Source organism: Anaerobium acetethylicum (assembly GCF_900096945.1).
Lineage (GTDB): Bacteria > Bacillota > Clostridia > Lachnospirales > Lachnospiraceae > Anaerobium > Anaerobium acetethylicum.
This window is the reverse complement of sequence record NZ_FMKA01000002.1, coordinates 241,110-258,800: the sequence shown is the minus strand read 5'-3', so window position 1 is coordinate 258,800 and position 17,691 is coordinate 241,110. Positions and strand designations below refer to the sequence as shown.

16 protein-coding genes are annotated in these 17,691 nt (G+C 45.3%); 1 reads left to right on the top strand and 15 read right to left on the bottom strand.

Features of this window, described 5'->3' with window-relative positions:
- Positions 1-119: 119 nt before the first annotated feature.
- The 7 genes from BJR36_RS04095 to BJR36_RS04065 all read right to left on the bottom strand — a co-directional run bounded on the left by BJR36_RS04095 (position 120) and on the right by BJR36_RS04065 (position 6,083).
- A complete protein-coding gene (locus BJR36_RS04095; RefSeq protein ID WP_091230489.1) occupies positions 120-347 on the bottom strand; it encodes an HPr family phosphocarrier protein in 228 nt (75 codons plus the stop codon).
- A gap of 297 nt (positions 348-644) precedes the next feature.
- Positions 645-1,412 (bottom strand): TIGR03915 family putative DNA repair protein, encoded by a 768-nt coding sequence (locus BJR36_RS04090; protein ID WP_091230488.1) that lies wholly within the window; start codon positions 1,410-1,412, stop codon positions 645-647.
- Positions 1,409-2,743, bottom strand: coding sequence for a putative DNA modification/repair radical SAM protein (locus BJR36_RS04085; protein WP_091230484.1), 1,335 nt, complete (start codon positions 2,741-2,743; stop codon positions 1,409-1,411). Before BJR36_RS04085 ends, BJR36_RS04090 begins: the two co-directional genes overlap by 4 nt.
- 458 nt (positions 2,744-3,201) lie before the next feature.
- On the bottom strand, positions 3,202-4,038 hold the full coding sequence (locus BJR36_RS04080) for an Mrp/NBP35 family ATP-binding protein (RefSeq protein WP_091230481.1): 837 nt from the start codon (positions 4,036-4,038) through the stop codon (positions 3,202-3,204).
- Positions 4,039-4,161: 123 nt separating this feature from the next.
- Positions 4,162-4,392, bottom strand: coding sequence for a CPCC family cysteine-rich protein (locus BJR36_RS04075; RefSeq protein WP_091230479.1), 231 nt, complete (start codon positions 4,390-4,392; stop codon positions 4,162-4,164).
- A 59-nt stretch (positions 4,393-4,451) separates the two neighbouring features.
- A complete protein-coding gene (locus BJR36_RS20625; protein ID WP_242875448.1) occupies positions 4,452-4,925 on the bottom strand; it encodes a hypothetical protein in 474 nt (157 codons plus the stop codon).
- Positions 4,926-4,976: 51 nt separating this feature from the next.
- On the bottom strand, positions 4,977-6,083 hold the full coding sequence (locus BJR36_RS04065) for a Gfo/Idh/MocA family protein (RefSeq protein WP_091230476.1): 1,107 nt from the start codon (positions 6,081-6,083) through the stop codon (positions 4,977-4,979).
- A gap of 289 nt (positions 6,084-6,372) precedes the next feature.
- Here BJR36_RS04065 and BJR36_RS04060 point away from each other — a divergent pair, with 289 nt between their 5' ends.
- A complete protein-coding gene (locus BJR36_RS04060) occupies positions 6,373-7,545 on the top strand; it encodes an NAD(P)-dependent malic enzyme (protein ID WP_091230473.1) in 1,173 nt (390 codons plus the stop codon).
- 317 nt (positions 7,546-7,862) lie between these two features.
- On the opposite strand, the gene BJR36_RS20200 is transcribed toward BJR36_RS04060, so the two are convergent.
- From BJR36_RS20200 to mmsA, 8 genes are all read right to left on the bottom strand, one after another.
- The gene (locus BJR36_RS20200) at positions 7,863-8,009 is read right to left on the bottom strand and encodes a hypothetical protein (RefSeq protein ID WP_169823583.1); all 147 of its coding nucleotides are present in this window, start codon (positions 8,007-8,009) and stop codon (positions 7,863-7,865) included.
- The gene (locus BJR36_RS04055; protein ID WP_091230470.1) at positions 8,006-8,311 is read right to left on the bottom strand and encodes a DUF2089 family protein; all 306 of its coding nucleotides are present in this window, start codon (positions 8,309-8,311) and stop codon (positions 8,006-8,008) included. The genes BJR36_RS20200 and BJR36_RS04055 overlap by 4 nt, the downstream gene beginning before the upstream one ends.
- A 707-nt stretch (positions 8,312-9,018) precedes the next feature.
- The gene (locus BJR36_RS04050) at positions 9,019-10,500 is read right to left on the bottom strand and encodes an L-fucose/L-arabinose isomerase family protein (protein WP_091230467.1); all 1,482 of its coding nucleotides are present in this window, start codon (positions 10,498-10,500) and stop codon (positions 9,019-9,021) included.
- A 63-nt stretch (positions 10,501-10,563) separates the two neighbouring features.
- Positions 10,564-11,190, bottom strand: a complete 627-nt coding sequence (locus BJR36_RS04045) for a DUF4867 family protein (RefSeq protein ID WP_091230464.1) — start codon at positions 11,188-11,190, stop codon at positions 10,564-10,566.
- 18 nt (positions 11,191-11,208) lie between these two features.
- Positions 11,209-12,732, bottom strand: coding sequence for a xylulokinase (gene xylB, locus BJR36_RS04040; protein ID WP_091230461.1), 1,524 nt, complete (start codon positions 12,730-12,732; stop codon positions 11,209-11,211).
- A 713-nt stretch (positions 12,733-13,445) separates the two neighbouring features.
- Positions 13,446-14,582: an ROK family transcriptional regulator gene (locus tag BJR36_RS04035; RefSeq protein WP_091230459.1), complete on the bottom strand. Its 1,137-nt coding sequence runs from the start codon at positions 14,580-14,582 to the stop codon at positions 13,446-13,448.
- A gap of 409 nt (positions 14,583-14,991) precedes the next feature.
- Positions 14,992-16,149, bottom strand: coding sequence for a multiple monosaccharide ABC transporter permease (mmsB, locus tag BJR36_RS04030; protein WP_091230456.1), 1,158 nt, complete (start codon positions 16,147-16,149; stop codon positions 14,992-14,994).
- Position 16,150: 1 nt separating this feature from the next.
- Complete coding sequence (gene mmsA / locus BJR36_RS04025; protein WP_091230453.1) at positions 16,151-17,689, bottom strand: multiple monosaccharide ABC transporter ATP-binding protein; 1,539 nt, start codon at positions 17,687-17,689, stop codon at positions 16,151-16,153.
- Positions 17,690-17,691: the final 2 nt, after the last annotated feature.

Here is a 17,691-nt window from a genome sequence, read left to right as displayed (position 1 = left end):
GCTATCAGCTGCGGTCTTCTGGACATTCATGTTTTATTTACGCAATGCTGCAGCAAAATAAGCGGAGTTTCTGTTGCTTTATCTTATGCTGCTTTATATTTTTTGCTGTACTATTTTATTTATGCAATACTATACCTGTGTAGCAGATTTTCAAAATTCTCATTATTACCATAATATTTTACGGTCAAGATATTTCGTAAATCCATGCTCAGCACGCCCAAAAATGATTTTGCATCAATAATTATGCGATTATAAAACACATCGATATCAAAGTCGCACTTCTCAGCCGCTTTTACAAATTCCCTTACGTCCTCCGCTGCAAACAATTTTATCTTACGTTCTCTCATAACAACTTTCCTTTCCAAACCAAAAAAAACAAAACAAATACCACGACCATTATCGCATTTTTCTGTTGTTTTGTCAATTTTCTGCCCTATCGCTACCTGAACCAGTCATGATTACGATTTTTATGTAAACCTTACAATCATTTTGTTTTTTTTTATATACATTGCCATCCAAAACTTTATCCCGGCCTGTCCAATACCGCTTTTATTGTTATATTTTATCGCACTCATACAACACGGCCCACAAAGTTTATGCAGATTTTTTTATTATATGCTCTATTCCTTGAATTCCCGTCAGATTTATTCAAATTCCGTCATGTTTTTTCTGAACCTTAAAGGAAGATTCTGCTGCTGTAGCTCCGTATTTTCTCTTTCTCTGATTGAAACGCTGCTACAGAATCGCTTCCACAGATCCTGGAATTCCTCTTCCCTTTCTGAAAGCTCTGCAGCCCTGTCCATGTCGAGGGTTTCGCCTGAAACAATCCCCCATCTGCTTCCCCGTCTGTGTACGGCAAAAAGGCTCCTATTCCTGTCATAGATCATCCAGTCCTCGCATCCGAGCCTGTCCTCAAAGTGTGGAGCTACCAATGTAAGGATATCATTCTTAGGGGTTATTTCAGAGAGAAGGACTCCGTTTTTCAATTCCCTGAACCTTATGAAGCCAAGATGATGATGAGCTTCATTAGAGACCGTACGGCTCAATTCAAATACCCTGCCGACCGCCTTGTCGCTGATATGGTCCATGACCATGCGGCCATCCTTCATTGACAGCCCTGTCATAACCATCCCGAGAATAGCATCCGCCTTGTCTTCTTCAAATGACATTGCCGCATGGCAGATTCCATAGTAGCCTTCGGCTCCAAGCCTGAGCCTGAGCATGTGGGCGGTCTTTTCCGCCTTTTCCGGATCCGTTTCCACATATATATATTCCGAAAAAAGTGTAAAATTCCCCTCATCACCAATGCATATTTTCAAATATTCACGGTCGATGCCGCTGTATAAGGCTTCATGCAGGGCCGTCATGATTCCGTCAAGACTGTCCTCGCAGATGAAAATTTTCTGATTCATATCTGTCCACCACCTATTCCATTAATGGTTCCTCCGAAATTCACGTCGTCAAAAAGCGAAAGCTGGCGGAATGTCATCCCCCCTCCGGCGATATCCGCTGGAAGCCTTTCCTTCACATTCAGGAGATTCCTTGCTATATAATCTTCCTCGATTTTCGTCTGATACATCATTTTTCCGCTGCAGGTTATGAAGTACAAGGCCCTCTTCAGGACGACTCCCATCCGCTGCAGATCCTCGAATTTCAACACCGCCATCCTTCTGGCCTTCACAATCCTGAGGGCTGATTTGTTTCCTATTCCCGGAACCCTCAGAAGCGTATAGTAATCAGCCCTGTTTATTTCAACCGGGAAGATTTCCAGATGCCTGAGAGCCCAGTCGCATTTCGGATCAAAAAGGACATTGAAATTAGGCCTTTCTTCTGAAAGGAGTTCAGAAGCTTTGAAGCCATAGAACCTGAGAAGCCAGTCCGCCTGATAGAGCCTGTGTTCCCTGAGCAGAGGCGGCCCTCCGGGCAGCGCAGGCAGGGCTGCATCCTCGTTCACCTGTACAAAGGCTGAATAAAACACCCTTTTCAGGCTGAACTTGTCATACAGCGATTCTGCAACGGAAACGATCTGATAGTCACTTTCCGGCGTTGCTCCTATAATCATCTGGGTACTCTGACCTGCCGGAACAAATTTGGGGGCATTCCTGAAGACTGCAATCTCATTCCGGCTGGCAGTTATTCCCTGCTGGATCTGCCTCATGGGGTTCAGTATCGCGTTCCGGTTCTTATGAGGTGCCAGAATCCGCAGACTCTCTGCAGTCGGCAGTTCCAGATTGATGCTCATCCTGTCAGCCAGAAATCCAGTTTTCTCGATCAGGCCGCTGTCCGCACCGGGAATCGCCTTCACATGGATATATCCCATGAAATGATGCTCTGTCCTCAATTTCAAGAGTGTCTGGTAGATGAGCTCCATTGTATAATTCGGTGTATAAAGGACCCCTGAACTCAGGAAAAGTCCCTCTATATAATTTCGTTTATAAAATTCCATCGTCAGGGAGCAGATCTCATCCGGCGTGAAGGATGCCCTCTTCACGTCATTTGACGAGCGGTTAATGCAGTACTTGCAGTCAAAAATACATTCATTTGTGAACAGTATCTTCAGAAGGGATATGCATCTGCCGTCAGCCGAAAAGCTGTGGCAGATTCCAGGAGCCGTACAGTTCCCCATCCCTTTCCCGCCGTTCTTCCTGTCCACCCCGCTGGAAGTACATGCAACATCATACTTCGCCGCATCGGACAGTATTTCAAGTTTTTCAGAAATCGTCATATCCTGTTGTATTTTCATACCACCCAGCACCCTCCCTTTCGAACATGTGTTTGCATTATAATAACATGCCCTCCAGGATTGTGCAATCTTTTTTTCGAATGTATGTTTGTTTTTTCAAATCATACGCCGTCCTCTCCTATGAGGATTAGCAGGTCAAAAGCCCTCCTGTAATCTTCGCTTCGTCAATTTGCACATTCGCCAGCTGCAGCACAGCGATGGAAAACATGATTCAATGAGCAGCTTTATGAAGACGTTGGTACTTAGGCCGCGTACTTTGCGGCCTAAGTACCACTACGTCTTCATCTAAGCGAGAGCGCGCTGCGAATGAACATGTTTTCCATCGCGTCCTGATTACTAAAACTTGTGCAAATTGACTAATACTATATCGTAAATGGGCTTTTGACACTCCCTTCCGATGAGATGAAAAAACGGCAGGCTGTAGGTGATAAACCCACAGCCCGCCGCCCGGCAGCCTTTTACAGCATTCCTTTTAATTTTTCCACTGCTTTATCAAGATAGATGTTTTCAGTTTTGTAGAACTCCCCAGCATCTGCAAGCTCTGCGAATTTAGGATCGATCGGCATTTTTCCAAGCACTTCGGTTCCTAATCCGGCTGCGATTTCGTCAATTCTGCTCTCGCCGAAAATCTTGATTTCCTTATCACAGTCAGGACATTTTACATAACTATAGTTTTCAACGATTCCAAGTACAGGAATATTCATTGCCGATGCCATGTTGTAAGCCTTGTTCACAATCATCCTGACAAGGTCCTGAGGCGATGTCACAATAATGATTCCGTCAACCGGAATCGACTGGAATACTGTCAGTGGAACGTCTCCTGTTCCCGGAGGCATATCCACGAAGAGGAAATCAAGATCTCCCCACATGACGTCAGTCCAGAACTGCTTTACCATGTTTGCGATTACAGGTCCACGCCAGATTACAGGGGCTTCCTCGTCTTCGAGCAGAAGGTTTACAGACATGATTTTCGTGCTGTCTTCTGCAATTTCAGGCAGAATTCCTTCTTCAGTACCCTTTGCAGGACCGCGGACTCCGAACATTTTCGGTATGGAAGGTCCGGTGATATCGGCATCCAGGATGCCCGTCCTGTATCCCATTTTGTTAAGAAGCACCGCAAGCGACGAGGTAACAAGCGATTTTCCAACTCCGCCTTTTCCGCTTACGACTCCGATTACTTTCTTGACATCAGTGTAAATACCCGGCTGCTCTAATAAGCTTTCCGGTTTGTTGCTTGCGCATCCTTCACAGCTGCCTGATGAACAGCTTGTGCTTCCGCATCCATTTTCTGCCATTATTTCCACTCCTTATTTTCAAACTATCCACTAGTATAAGCTATCACCAGCCTTTTTTCAATAGCTGAATCCCCTGCACTTCTACACATGTTTTCAGGCGAAGCATATGGGGCATCCATCCTGTCAGTCATTCGGGTCATCCATATCCTCGAATCTCTGTTCCTCTTCCCGGAACTTCTCATAATTCCTCCGGGCCTCATTCAGACTGAGCCTGTTCGCCCCGCCCCGATAGTCCGGATCAAGAAACTGACTCCTGTCATCCTCCCATTCGCATACCATGCAGATTTCATATGTTCCCGGCGGCTCCTCTGCCAATGTGTAATTCCCGCAGCATGGACATTTGTATTTTCCCATAGACATCCTCCTTTAAAACTATTCAGGACTACGTCCTTCCTGGTTGCAAAAGCTATCCTTTATTGCCGGTTGAAATAATCTATCCCATCCGTCGGTCTGAAGTAAGTCCTGATAATATTGTCCGGCGTTATGACGGCAAATTCATTGGTATCCGTATTGTAGATCAGGGTGTCCCCGTCCTCCTCTGTTTTTGTAAGGATATTCGGACCGGTTGAATTGATCAGATCATTGACGCCCTGCAGATACTGCTCTTTGGTGATCGTTCCGAACTCCCTGCCATGTTTGTTATAATGGGAATCCAGCAGCTCCTGGGTTCTGAACTTATATTCCTTTACATTGGCCGGATTCTCATCGGTTTCTCCCGCCTCCTGTGTCTGGATTTCCTCCGTCGCCTCATCCTCTGCCTGGAAATCCGTCATCTCTTCCTGAGATGAGTAGTCCGTCTCTTCGAATAGTGCAGTACTGCCGCAGGCCCACAGCATCAGGCTGCATATTACTGCAATCAATGCCAGTATAGTTTTCCCCTTTTTCATATTCCACTCCTTTTCCATATGCATAAAATCCCGGAATTTTATGCATAACGTTTAAAACTTCTTTTTCAGCTCCTGGGTAAACAGGCTGTAATCAAACGGAATGTCCAGCGTCTTCTGCTTCCAGCCCGACAGATATGCTCCGTTTATGATAACCAGGGAATTCATTGCCTCCTTCAGCGGACAGATGACCTCCTCGTCCTTTTCAATTGCATCCACGAAGTTATTCAGTATTGCCGCATGCTGGACTGTATTTTCGTCGTCGTTGAAATAGAAATCAAAACGCTCATATGGTATCTTCCCAAAGTAATCGCTGGTCGTCCTGCTGTATTCGCTTTCGCTGGTTTCTAACTTATTATATATGATATGGTTGTCGTTTTCGACTATAATCTGTCCCAGATCGCCGCTTATTTCAAAACGGTTCGTTCCAGGAAATTCCCTGGAGGATGCGATGAACTGCCCTGTTGCCCCATTTTCGAATTCCATCTGAATGGTCACGTCATTTTCAACCTGTATGTCCCTCTCCATCCCGTTGTAGCAGAATCCGCGGACCCGGGCAGGCATGGAACAGATCCACAAAAACAGATCCAGCTGGTGCGAAGCCTGGGTCATCAGGATGCCTCCACCTTCGCCCTTGTACGTTCCTCTCCACGGGCTTGATTTATGGTAAGCCTCCGTCCTGTGCAGATTTGTAATGAGCCAGTTGGCCCGCTTGATGCTTCCCACTGCGTTCCCTTCTACAAGTTCCTTTACCTTGTGGAATGTGCAGCATGCTCTCCTGTTGTACAGGACGCCGCTTTTCAGTTCAGGCTTTTCCTCCGCCAGTTCAATCATTTCCTTCACTTCTTCACTGAACACGCCTATCGGCTTTTCCACGAGCATATGGATTCCATGCCTGACAGCCAGTTTTCCCATAGCCGGATGCTGGTAATGTGGCGTACAGATGATTACCGCATCCACCTTGCCTGATGCCAGCATTTCCTCATAATCGCCGTAGATGCTCAGATTGTGGAATCCGTATTTTTCTGCGACTTCCTGTGCATGAACCACATTACGGCTGCTGAAGGCAGTCAGCTCCATCCCCTGCACTTTTCCTGACGCAACCAGTTTAATATAATTTTCCGCTATTGCTCCAATCCCTGCTATTCCTGTTCTTACCATAATTATATTCTTCCTCTCTGAAGTTAGCTTCCTGTTTTTCTTCCTCTATTATATTGCACTTTAAATCAAAAAGCATCAGCAGGCGCCATGTTTCTTCTTTCTAAATGTGCAGAAGCGTTACTGTTCACTCAGTGACCAGTAACACGCTTCGAGATGCACAGAAATGGGTGAAATACACCATTTCGTTTGCATATTCCCTCCTGCCGTATTATAATTACGTTGGATTGAGTCAATCCGTCCAACTCCGGCAATACTGAAACAGAATCCACAAAAGAAAGGATGGAATAGTATGAATTATGCTGTTGAATCACTGAAGAAACATGAAGAATGGAAAGGTAAAATCGAGGTAATATGCCGTACCCCGCTTAACACGAGAGACGACCTCTCCCTCGCTTATACCCCTGGCGTAGCTCAGCCATGCCTCGAAATCCAGAAAGATATAAATAAAAGCTACACCCTTACAAGACGTTCAAACCTTGTTGCCGTAATCACTGATGGAACCGCAGTATTAGGCCTCGGCGATATCGGACCGGAAGCAGGAATGCCTGTAATGGAAGGAAAATGCGCGCTCTTTAAGGCTTTCGGCGATGTTGATGCATTCCCTCTCTGCATCCGTTCAAAAGACGTGGATGAAATCGTAAACACCATCAGCCTTCTCGGCGGAAGCTTCGGTGGAATCAACCTTGAAGATATTTCCGCTCCAAGATGTTTTGAAATCGAACAGAAGCTGAAAAAAAGACTTGATATCCCTGTTTTCCACGATGACCAGCATGGAACCGCAATCGTTGTTGCAGCCGGAATCATAAACGCCCTCAAGCTGGTAAACAAAAAAATGGAAGATGCCAAAATCGTAATCAACGGCGCAGGATCGGCAGGAATTTCCATCTGCAAGCTTCTCCTTCAGCTGAGAGCCGGAGACGTGATTCTCGTCGACAAGCTCGGCGCTCTTGCACCTGGACAGGACTGGATGAATCCTGAACAGGCAAACATGGCTGAAGTCACAAACAACGAACAGAAGACAGGCAGCCTTGCTGAAATCATGGAAGGCAGAGACATCTTTATCGGCGTTTCCGCACCTGGCATCGTAACCAAGGAAATGGTTGCTTCCATGGCTGACAATGCAATCGTATTTGCAATGGCAAACCCTACTCCTGAAATCATGCCTGACCTTGCACTTGAAGCAGGAGCTGCAGTGGTAGGAACCGGAAGAAGCGATTTCCCGAACCAGATCAACAACGTGCTTGCGTTCCCTGGAATCTTCAGAGGAGCCCTTGATGTACGTGCAAGCGATATCAACGAAGAAATGAAGATCGCTGCTGCAAAGGCAATTGCATCCTATATTCCTGATGAAAAGCTCGCGAAAGACTACATCATTCCAAGCGCCCTTGACCGTGGTGTTGCCGCTGCTGTTGCAAAGGCAGTTGCGAAAGCTGCAAACGACAGTGGTGTTGCGCGCATCTAAGCGTCACTGCTCGCTCCGTGAACAGCAACATGCATCATGATGTACAGAAATGGTTGAATTACAAGGGGCTGCTGCTCAATGACTGATTTTCAGTCATTGAGCAGCAGCCCCTTTCTTATTACCATTTAGAATTTTTTTGTTTTCAAACCACTTTTATAGATAATTCTCTTCGCTTTCATATCCGGAATCTGCCATCTGGTTGATTTCTGCCAAAAGTGCCTGGACTTTCGGAGCCGCGATATTATCTGCAATATCCAGGGATTAAGTTTGAAAATAATTTAAGCAAATAACAAAATAGTTATACTCACTCTAATAGTTTACTTTAAATCGTCTATCTTCATTTTATCGAATTCTTTTTTCCTGTTTTTATTTTTCAAATGTTTTCTCAGGCAGATAATAATTGATACAATTCCAAACAAAATAGCCGCATTCACAATATATATTATTATAGTCAGTGTATTCATGCTTCTCCTCCTTTTTTGGTGTTTTTATAAACTGAAATGAGTATCTTAGCAGTATCGAAATCTATTTTTTCATTCACAACAAAGCGTTTTATTAATGAAATATACGGGTCGTTAGAAATATCATTGCCAATTTGTATTTTCTGAATTAATTTATCTAATCTCAATCGCACAGTTGGATAAGTTACAGAGTATTGTTCAGCAATTTCTTTCAAAGATCCTGAAGCTAATATGAAATTTTTTATAAACTCCATATCTTCATTTTCAAGTTCATGCATCCATTCAGGAACTACATCAATTTTCATTATATTACGTCCTTTCATTTTTGATACAGAAAAACTTAATATTGATTTTAATATAATTAATTATAACCTTTAATATTATTAAAGTCAATGTTGAGTATAATATAAAAGGTACTGCTGCAAAATGATGGTTTTTTAGTCATTGAGTGATATGCTCCCTTCTAGGTAGACAAGTAAAACAATAAAAACTTGTCGCTTAGAAGGGAGCTTATTTTATGACTATAGAAAGGTATCTGAACAAGAGAAGATATCTGCTGTATTACAATATCTAGTGTGCTGACACATTGACACTTAAGCTAATGACGCTGAATTAGTTTTCATTCTGCAAGGCGGAGGAATGAGGCGTAGCGGTGGCTACGCTGATTGACGACAACGCCGCAGATGGAAACTAAGGCAAGTCATTTGTCAAGATGTCAACGTGTCAGTGCACTAGATAGAAAAACATGAAATATATTTAAAAATGGCATGAAAACTGCCAGCAGTTTACACCTGCTGGCAGAAAAGATTTTTATTATTTTAAATATCTGCTTGACGGGGAGCGGTTCATTAGTTTTGCAACAGCCCCTTGTAAAACTTCTATTCAGGATGATACCTGGCAATATCATCCTGTCTTATAGATCCTTCATGCGGAGGGCACCTGGCAATACCATCCTGTTATGCAGATCCTTTAATCCGGAGGGTACCTGGCAGTACCATCCGGCATCCCTTACTTAAGCAAATGGATTTTCTGATTTGTAAAGCATTCCTTTTGGCTGGTTGAATCCTAATTCTTCAACACCAAGGTATTTGAATACTTCGAACAGCACTTTTCCAAAATGACCAAATGCTACTGCTCCATGATGTGGATAATTTTTTTCAACGAGGACATGTCTGTAGAACCTGCCCATTTCAGGAATTGCAAATATTCCTATTCCGCCGAATGATTTTGTAGCAACCGGAAGTACTTCACCTTCTGCAACGTATGCAGTGAGCTTTGCGTCAGCTGTGCTCTGAAGACGGAAGAAAGTGATTTTTCCCGGAAGGATATCTCCCTCTAATGTTCCCCTTGTGATATTCGGTTCCTGATCTGGTTCAAGGGCTCTCGCCATAATCTTCTGGTTTTTCATTTCGCATGAAGAAAGTTTTGAAGCTGCTGTATTTCCGCAGTGGAAGCCCATGAATGTATCTTTGATTGTATAATCGAAGGTTCCCTTGATTTCAGATTCATACATATCTGCAGGTACAGTGTTGTTGATATCAAGAAGGGTTACAACATCCTCGCTTACACATGTTCCGATGTATTCGCTCAATGCGCCGTAGATATCAACTTCGCAGGATACCGGTATTCCCATAGCAGTAAGGCGGCTGTTCACATAGCATGGAACGAAACCGAACTGGGTCTGGAAAGAAGGCCAGCATTTATTTGCAAAAGCGACGAATTCCCTTGATCCTTTGTGCTGCTCAACCCAGTCAAGAAGGGTAATCTCATACTGTGCAAGTTTCGGAAGTATGCCAGGCATTTTATTGCCTTCGCCCAGTTCCTCTTCCATGCTCTTCATGACAGCCGGGATACGCGGATCATCCTTATGTTCGTTGAATGCTGCAAAAAGATCCAGTTCTGAATTTTCCTCAATTTCAACGCCAAGGTTATAGAGCTGCTTGATAGGAGCGTTGCAGGCAAGGAAATCCTGTGGACGTGGTCCGAAGGAAATGATCTTCAGGTTGTTCAGGCCGATTATGGATTTTGCGATTGGCACAAATTCCTCGATCATGTCAGCAACTTCTTTTGCAGTTCCTACCGGATATTCCGGAATATATGCCTTGATGTTACGGAGCTTGAGGTTGTAGCTTGCATTCAGCATTCCGCAGTATGCATCTCCCCTGTCGTCCATGAGTCTGTCTCCGGATTCCTCGGCAGCTGCCGCGAACATGACCGGACCGTCGAATTCCTTTGCAAGAAGGGTTTCCGCTGTTTCAGGTCCGAAATTTCCAAGGAAAACTACGAGTGCGTTGCAGCCGGCTTCCTTCAGTTCTGCAAGAGCCTGTCTCATATGTTTCTCGTTTTCAATTACTGTAGGGCATTCGAAAATTTCGAGACCCTTTTTCGCATATTCACTGGCAACTTCTTTCCTTCTGTTTTCTGAAAGGCTCATTGGGAAACAGTCCCTGCTTACTGCTGCGATTCCTAATTTTAATGCTGGAATGTTGTTCATATTCTGTTACCTCCATATTTTATCTATTATTAAAATTGTTTTTTAATATCGTTTTCTGAACTTTTATATGCTCAGGTTCTCACCTTTCAGTCCGATAAAGGCTCCATCTGCCTCAAGACCTGATTCCTGGTGTGCAACCAGCCACTTGTTCTTTGCAAACAGCAGTGCATCTTCTCCGTTTTTTTCTGGAACTGCTTCCAGCTCTGTATTGGTTCCTTCCGGAAGAATGACGATGCCCTTGAAGCCTTTTCCATCCACGCCGCATGGTGCATAGTGAAGGGTGGTCCCATACAGCTCAACTGCAGTTCCCGCCGGCACCAGGAAGGCCTCGACCTTCGCAGAATCATAGGTGAAATCATCTTCCATATCCTGCTGCATTCCAAGGAGCAGGACCATATCCGTAACCGCGATGTTTATTTCCGAATTCCTGTGGTATTCCAGGGCGTTCAGCATATTGTTATGCCCGTTGCAGAATCCGATCTGGATTGGCATCCCGCCGAAAACAAAATCCCTGAATCCGGCTGCATCAGCAGTGTCTTCCATTTCCCTGACTGAAGCTGTATAGATGACATCTTCAGGAACCGGTGTGCTTTCCATTGCCTGGAGAAGCTGTGCGATCCCGTATCCTTTTACGATCCTTCCATATTTACGGAAGTCCCTGTCTTCCACGCTCTTTATTGTTAAAGCCATTTGTATACCTCCAAAATGTTAAATGTTAGCCAGTTTTTTGAATGAATCCTTTAAGTCGACATAGAGATCCTTGTATACTTCGTAGAGTTTTTCATATGCATCCGCCTGTTCTGATACAGGCTCGCTCTTCTTGTCTCCGGATATCAGCGCATCACATGCCTGTTCCACGCTTTCGTAAATTCCGGTTCCTACTCCTGCAAGTATTGCTGCACCAAGTGCCGGACCTTCTGTCTGCCTTACGGTATTCACCTCACACCTGTACATATCTGCAAGCATCTGTCTCCACAGCGGGCTCTTTCCTCCGCCTCCGCAGGCCATCATTTTTTCCACGTTGATGCCCATCTCCTGCAGTATATGATTGCAGTCGTTAAGGGAAAATGACACGCCCTCCATGACGGAACGGATCATATCCGGTTTTGTATGGATTGCGGACAGTCCGAAGAACACGCCTCTGCAGTCCGGATCAAGATGCGGAGTTCTTTCTCCCATCAGGTAAGGAAGGAAGATGAGCTTGTTGCTTCCGATTTCCCTTTCGGCAGCATCCCTTCCCATCAGGTCGTAGACATCCACTCCCTGCTTATCTGCCTCTTCCATATAGTCCTGGCAGAAGTTGTCTCTGAACCACTTGAGGGAAAGGCCTGCGCCCTGGGTAACGCCCATTACATGCCATGCGCCCGGTACTGCACAGCAGCATGTATGCACCCTTCCTTTTGGATCGATCGTCACCTTGCTGCTGTGGGCAAATACCACGCCGGAGGTTCCGATTGTGGTAAACGCCGTTCCGTCCCTTACGATTCCGGTTCCAACAGCCGCTGCCGCATTGTCGCCTGCGCCTCCGACCACTGCCGTATCCACAGAAAGTCCAGTCATCTCTGCAATCTCCGGAAGCACCTTTCCAGTGACCTCACAGGATTCATAAACATCTGCCAGAAGGCTCCTGTCTATATCAAGCTTCTGAAGGACTTCATCTGACCAGCATCTGTTCGGCACGTCTAAAAGCTGCATTCCGCTTGCATCAGATACTTCCGTAGCAAATACGCCTGTCAGCACATATCTGATGTAATCCTTTGGAAGTAAAATATGTCTGCATCTTTCATAGTTCTCAGGCTCGTTCTTCTTGACCCAGAGGATCTTCGCTGCAGTCCATCCTGTCAATGCAGGGTTCGCAGTGATTTCAATCAGGCGTTCCCTTCCGATCAGGCGGTTCATGTCTTCCACCTCTGCCGCAGTCCTCTGATCGCACCAGATGATTGATGGCCTGATCACTTCTCCTGCCTCATCCAGCATTACGAGACCGTGCATCTGGCCTGAAAGGCCGATTCCTTTTATGTCCTCTGCCTTTACGCCAGATTCCCTGACAACCCGGCTCAGAGTTTCCAGGGAAGCCTCCTTCCAGTCTTCAGGCTTCTGTTCAGCCCAGCCGTTCTTTGGCTGGTACAGTGGATATTCCTGGGAAGCCGATGCAATTACCGCACCCTTTTCATCGAACAGGACTGTCTTTGTAGCAGATGTTCCTATATCGATACCAATCAGATAATTCATATACCCATACTCCTTTTCTATTCTTGATTTGAAAATTCATTTTTATGGCTGCTTTTCATCCTGTTTTCCTGACCACTTTTATCGTGCTGTCATACCCATCAAAAAACTTTACAAAACATCTTTTGCAAAAGCTCTTTCTGTAAGTTATTATATATAGATTTTGTCTGAATGTCAATCTGTTTTCTGATATTTTTTGGAGGGTTTTTCTCAAAGATCTTTCCTATGAAGATCAGCATGTCAAAAGCCCTCTTGTAACCTTCGGCTTAGTTAATTTGCACATTCGCCAGCTACAGCACAGCGATGGAAAACATGGTTCAATGAGCAGCTTTATGAAGACGTTGGTAACTATTCCGGACTACGTCCTTCATAGTTACATATGATGCACACAAATTGCAAGAACTGCAATTTGGCGCACGCCGAACTCGGGTTTTTATGCAAAAGCAGCATAAAAACACCTCGCGTCACTAGGTTACTGAACAGGCAAACCATTAGTACATAGGACCGCTGAAAGCGCAGCCCTACGTACCACTACGTCTTCATCTAAGCGAGAGCGCGCTGCGAATGAACATGTTTTCCATCGCGTCCGAATTGTCGAAAACTGTGCAAATTGACGCATACCATTTTGTATAGGGGCTTTTGACACTCCACACCTATGGCCGAAAAAAAGAGGCCGCATATGACATGCGCCCCCAAAAACTGGTTTCTGTTCAGTATTAAATATTTTCAATAAATCTTTCGATGAAATACAGGGCAGCGCCTATCGCGCTGGCTTTCGCCCTTTTGATTTTCGCAATATGGAAATACCTGTCCTTTTCAAAGGGATTCATCTCTGACAGTTTCCTGTCGATTTCCCCGATGTAATCGTCTATATACTCCACGATGCTTCCTCCGAGCACCACATCCGCATCCAGGATCGTGTTGATGTTGCTCAGCCCGATACACAGGTCATCCAGATATTTTTCAAACCTCTCCTTTACTTCCCCGTCGCCTGCATCAAGCCTCTTGAAAAATTCAGCAAGGCTGATTCCGAGATCTTCAGACAGCCTGTCAGTTGATATGTAGGCTTCAAAGCAGCCCGTTTTCCCACAGTTGCACCTGTTCCCATGGGGATGTATCACCATATGGCCGAACTCGGCGCTCATATTCTTCTCGCCCTTGAATGGCTTATTGTCTATGAAAATAGTCCCGCCGACGCCCTTATCCACATAAATATAAGCCACGGTCTTTTCGCTTTTTCCGTTCCACAGCTCGGCAACTCCGCCCAGATAGGCATCGTTATCTACCATGACCTCATACTCTATTTTCTCAGTGATATAGGTAAGCGGCTGGTTTTTAGCATGCAGGGAAGGGGCTATTTTTATGATGAAGTCCTTCTCGTTCTCAATAATGCCCGGAACCGAAATGCCCACGCCCAGTATTTTTGTACTGTCGACGCCTGACTCCTCTATGCTGGCATTCAGATATCCTGTCAGTTTCTCCGCATAGGAATCCGATACTTCGAACCCGCATTTATATTTCCTGTAGTAGAGCTGCTCCCCCGAAAGATCCACAACCACAATCCTGATGTTGTTCATGGTTATTGCAATCCCCACTGAGAATACTGCGCTTTTGTTGTATGTGATGGCTACCGCCTTCCTGCCGCCTGTGGATTCGAAATTGCCGGCTGCCACAACCAGGCCGTCCTCCGTCAGTTCCTTGATGTTCTGATTGACGGTCGGCATGCTTAATGAAAGGGCAGTTGAAATATCCTGTTTTGATACGCAGTCGTTATCATACAGATATCTGAATATCACATTTTTATTTATTTGTCTCAATTCCTGGTTGGATAATTTTTTAGTATTATATGCCATATATACCTCTCCGCGCGAAATCGGCTGCCAGACCCGCCACGCTGCTTGTCTTTTGATATCGCACCATCCACCATACGGTTTCCGGTCTATGCGAGCTGTTTATACAGATTTTAGTAACTGTTCCGGACTATGTCCTTATAGTCACATATGATGCACACGGCACCTGTTCAGGACTCTGTCTCCAACAGTACTTCGTAATGCATAAAAATTGCAGAACCAGGATCCCACGAGTGCCAGCTCATATGCTAATCGGATTCCGGTTTACTAGACCATATTATATAATTCAGGATTATTTATGTCAATCGGAAAACGGTCAGGAAGTTTTTCCTGGCCGTTTTCGTTTATAACTGATATGTTTTTTTACATTTTCCCCTTGTATATCTGCCGTTCATGCACTGCCTGTTTCCCGTCAGGCTGTCTTTGCTCTCTTTTTGGAGATGACATCAAATGCAACTGCTGCCAGAAGCACAAGACCTTTTACTGCCTTCTGTACATTTGCGTCGATACCCATAATTGACATACCGTTATTCAGTACGCCCATGAAGATGGCACCGATAACAGCACCCTGTACTGTACCGATTCCGCCGTATGCGGAAACGCCGCCGATATAGCATGATGCGATTGCGTCCATTTCATAGTTCTGCCCTGCTGTCGGAGCTGCGGAATTGAATCTCGCAACGCAGGCCATTGCAGCAACCGCGCTCAACAGTGCCATATTCACATATGCTGTAAATAAAACCCGGTCGGTATGAATACCGCTCAGCTTTGCTGCTTTTTCATTTCCGCCAAGCGCATAGAAATGACGCCCGGGAACAGTCCTTGAAGTATAATATGCATATGCCAGAACGATGACAGTAAGCAGGATCAGAATTGCCGGGATTCCTTTATATTGTGCAAGCATATAAGCCAATACGATGATCACGGCACAGATCAGCACAGATTTTACTGCCATTGCCGCAATACTCTCCATTTCGTATCCCTTTTTCGATTTTTTCGCCCTGTCAACAAGCTGAAGCACCACGTAGAGTATGCTGATTCCAACGCCCACTGCCACGCACAGGATATTGATTTCCCCGCCGAAAGGATCCGGAACGAAACTGTTGAAGATGTTCAGATAGTTGTCCGGGAAAGGTGAAATCGTCAGTCCGTCCAGGATGATCAGTGCGACACCGCGCCATAAAAGCATGCCGGCCAGGGTTACGATGAATGCCGGAATCCTGACATAGGCAATCCAGAATCCCTGCCATGCGCCGATTGCAAGGCCTACCACGAGGCAAATAAGGATGGATACATAGATGTTTACCTTCTGGTTTACGATCAGCTGTCCTGCCAGTGCTCCTACCAGGGCAACGATCGATCCTACCGAAAGGTCAATGTTTCCGCCGGTGAGGATACACAGCAGCATGCCGACTGCAAGAATAACGACATAGCCGTTCTGTGCGATCAGATTCGCAATATTCTGGGGTGCAAGCAGAGTCCCGCCTGTTGTAGCTGCAAAAAACAGGGTTACGATTACCAGTGCAATCAGCATGGTATTCTTTTTAAGTAGTTCTATTGTTTTATTCATTTTACTCTCCTTTGCCTGATTTAATGATATGCTGCATGATAGATTCCTGGGTCGCTTCAGCCTGGCTGAGCTCCCCTGCTATCCTGCCTTCGTTCATGATGTAGATGCGGTCGCACATTCCCAGTACTTCCGGAAGCTCCGAAGAAATCATAATGACCGATTTCCCTTCTGCCACCAGCCTGTTGATGATGCAGTAGATTTCATACTTAGCACCCACGTCTATGCCTCGGGTCGGCTCGTCCAGGATGATGACATCCGGATCTGCAAACATCCATTTGCTCAGCAGCACCTTCTGCTGGTTTCCGCCACTCAGATTGCCTACCTTCTGCTCTATGGAAGGACATTTTGTCCTCAGTTTTTCCTTGTATTCATTTGCGACTTTTATTTCAAGATCCCTGTCGATTATATTATAATGACTGATTTTGTCCATTTTTGCCAGAGTCGTGTTGATGCGGATGGAATTGGAAAGTATGAGCCCGTTTCCTTTTCTGTCCTCCGTAACATATGCCAGTTTCTTTTCTATGGCCTGCTGCGCATTTTTCAAATTGACAGTCTCACCGTTGATTTTCAAAGTACCACTGATGTTGGTGCCATAACTCCTGCCGAATATGCTCATTGCAAGTTCAGTCCTGCCGGCACCCATAAGTCCGGATATCCCGACCACTTCGCCCTTGCGCACATTGATGGATACATGATCTACCACCTTGCGGTCGCTGTATAAAGGATGGTAAACAGTCCAGTTTTCTACTTCAAGATTGATTTTTCCGATATTTTTCTTTTCACGTTTCGGGAATCGGTCTACCAGATCACGGCCAACCATTCCTTTGATGATTCTTTCTTCACTGAAATCATCCGTTTTCTTGTCAAGCGTCTCTATTGTCGAACCGTCACGGATAACCGTTATCTTATCCGCCACATAGGAGATTTCATTCAGTTTATGCGATATTATGATTGATGTCATTCCTGACTTCTTGAATTCCAGAAGCAGGTCCAGCAGCTGTTTCGAATCTGTTTCATTCAGGGAAGCCGTCGGTTCATCGAGTATCAGCAGTTTTACATTCTTGGCAAGCGCCTTTGCAATCTCGACCATCTGCTGCTTTCCGACCCCGATGTCCTTGATCAGTGTACGTGAAGATTCATTAAGCCCTACTGTCTTCAGCAGTCCGTCTGCCTTCGCATATGTTTCATTCCAGTCTATTGCGGCCTTTCGTCCTCGTTCATTGCCAAGAAACATATTTTCACCGATTGTCATATACGGTACCAGCGCCAGTTCCTGATGTATGATTACAATTCCCTTTTCTTCGCTGTCATTGATTTCCTTAAACCTGCACAGCTCTCCGTTGTAGAAAATCTCGCCTTCGTAGCTGCCAAAGGGGTATATTCCGCTCAGGACATTCATCAGCGTGGATTTGCCTGCTCCGTTTTCCCCGACCAGGGCGTGGATTTCTCCTTTTTCCACCTTGAGATTCACATTATCCAGGGCACGTACGCCCGGAAAAAGCTTCGTAATATTTTTCATTTCCAATAACAATTCAGCCAATC

Coding starts and splice junctions, on each gene's coding strand:
- BJR36_RS04050 (WP_091230467.1), bottom strand. CDS start 10,500: ATGAACAACATTCCAGCATTAAAATTAGGAATCGCAGCAGTAAGCAGG.
- BJR36_RS04060 (WP_091230473.1), top strand. CDS start 6,373: ATGAATTATGCTGTTGAATCACTGAAGAAACATGAAGAATGGAAAGGT.
- BJR36_RS04085 (WP_091230484.1), bottom strand. CDS start 2,743: ATGAAAATACAACAGGATATGACGATTTCTGAAAAACTTGAAATACTG.
- BJR36_RS20625 (WP_242875448.1), bottom strand. CDS start 4,925: ATGAAAAAGGGGAAAACTATACTGGCATTGATTGCAGTAATATGCAGC.
- BJR36_RS04090 (WP_091230488.1), bottom strand. CDS start 1,412: ATGAATCAGAAAATTTTCATCTGCGAGGACAGTCTTGACGGAATCATG.
- BJR36_RS04080 (WP_091230481.1), bottom strand. CDS start 4,038: ATGGCAGAAAATGGATGCGGAAGCACAAGCTGTTCATCAGGCAGCTGT.
- xylB (WP_091230461.1), bottom strand. CDS start 12,732: ATGAATTATCTGATTGGTATCGATATAGGAACATCTGCTACAAAGACA.
- mmsB (WP_091230456.1), bottom strand. CDS start 16,149: ATGAATAAAACAATAGAACTACTTAAAAAGAATACCATGCTGATTGCA.
- BJR36_RS04075 (WP_091230479.1), bottom strand. CDS start 4,392: ATGGGAAAATACAAATGTCCATGCTGCGGGAATTACACATTGGCAGAG.
- BJR36_RS04095 (WP_091230489.1), bottom strand. CDS start 347: ATGAGAGAACGTAAGATAAAATTGTTTGCAGCGGAGGACGTAAGGGAA.
- BJR36_RS04045 (WP_091230464.1), bottom strand. CDS start 11,190: ATGGCTTTAACAATAAAGAGCGTGGAAGACAGGGACTTCCGTAAATAT.
- BJR36_RS04065 (WP_091230476.1), bottom strand. CDS start 6,083: ATGGTAAGAACAGGAATAGCAGGGATTGGAGCAATAGCGGAAAATTAT.
- BJR36_RS20200 (WP_169823583.1), bottom strand. CDS start 8,009: ATGAATACACTGACTATAATAATATATATTGTGAATGCGGCTATTTTG.
- BJR36_RS04055 (WP_091230470.1), bottom strand. CDS start 8,311: ATGAAAATTGATGTAGTTCCTGAATGGATGCATGAACTTGAAAATGAA.
- BJR36_RS04035 (WP_091230459.1), bottom strand. CDS start 14,582: ATGGCATATAATACTAAAAAATTATCCAACCAGGAATTGAGACAAATA.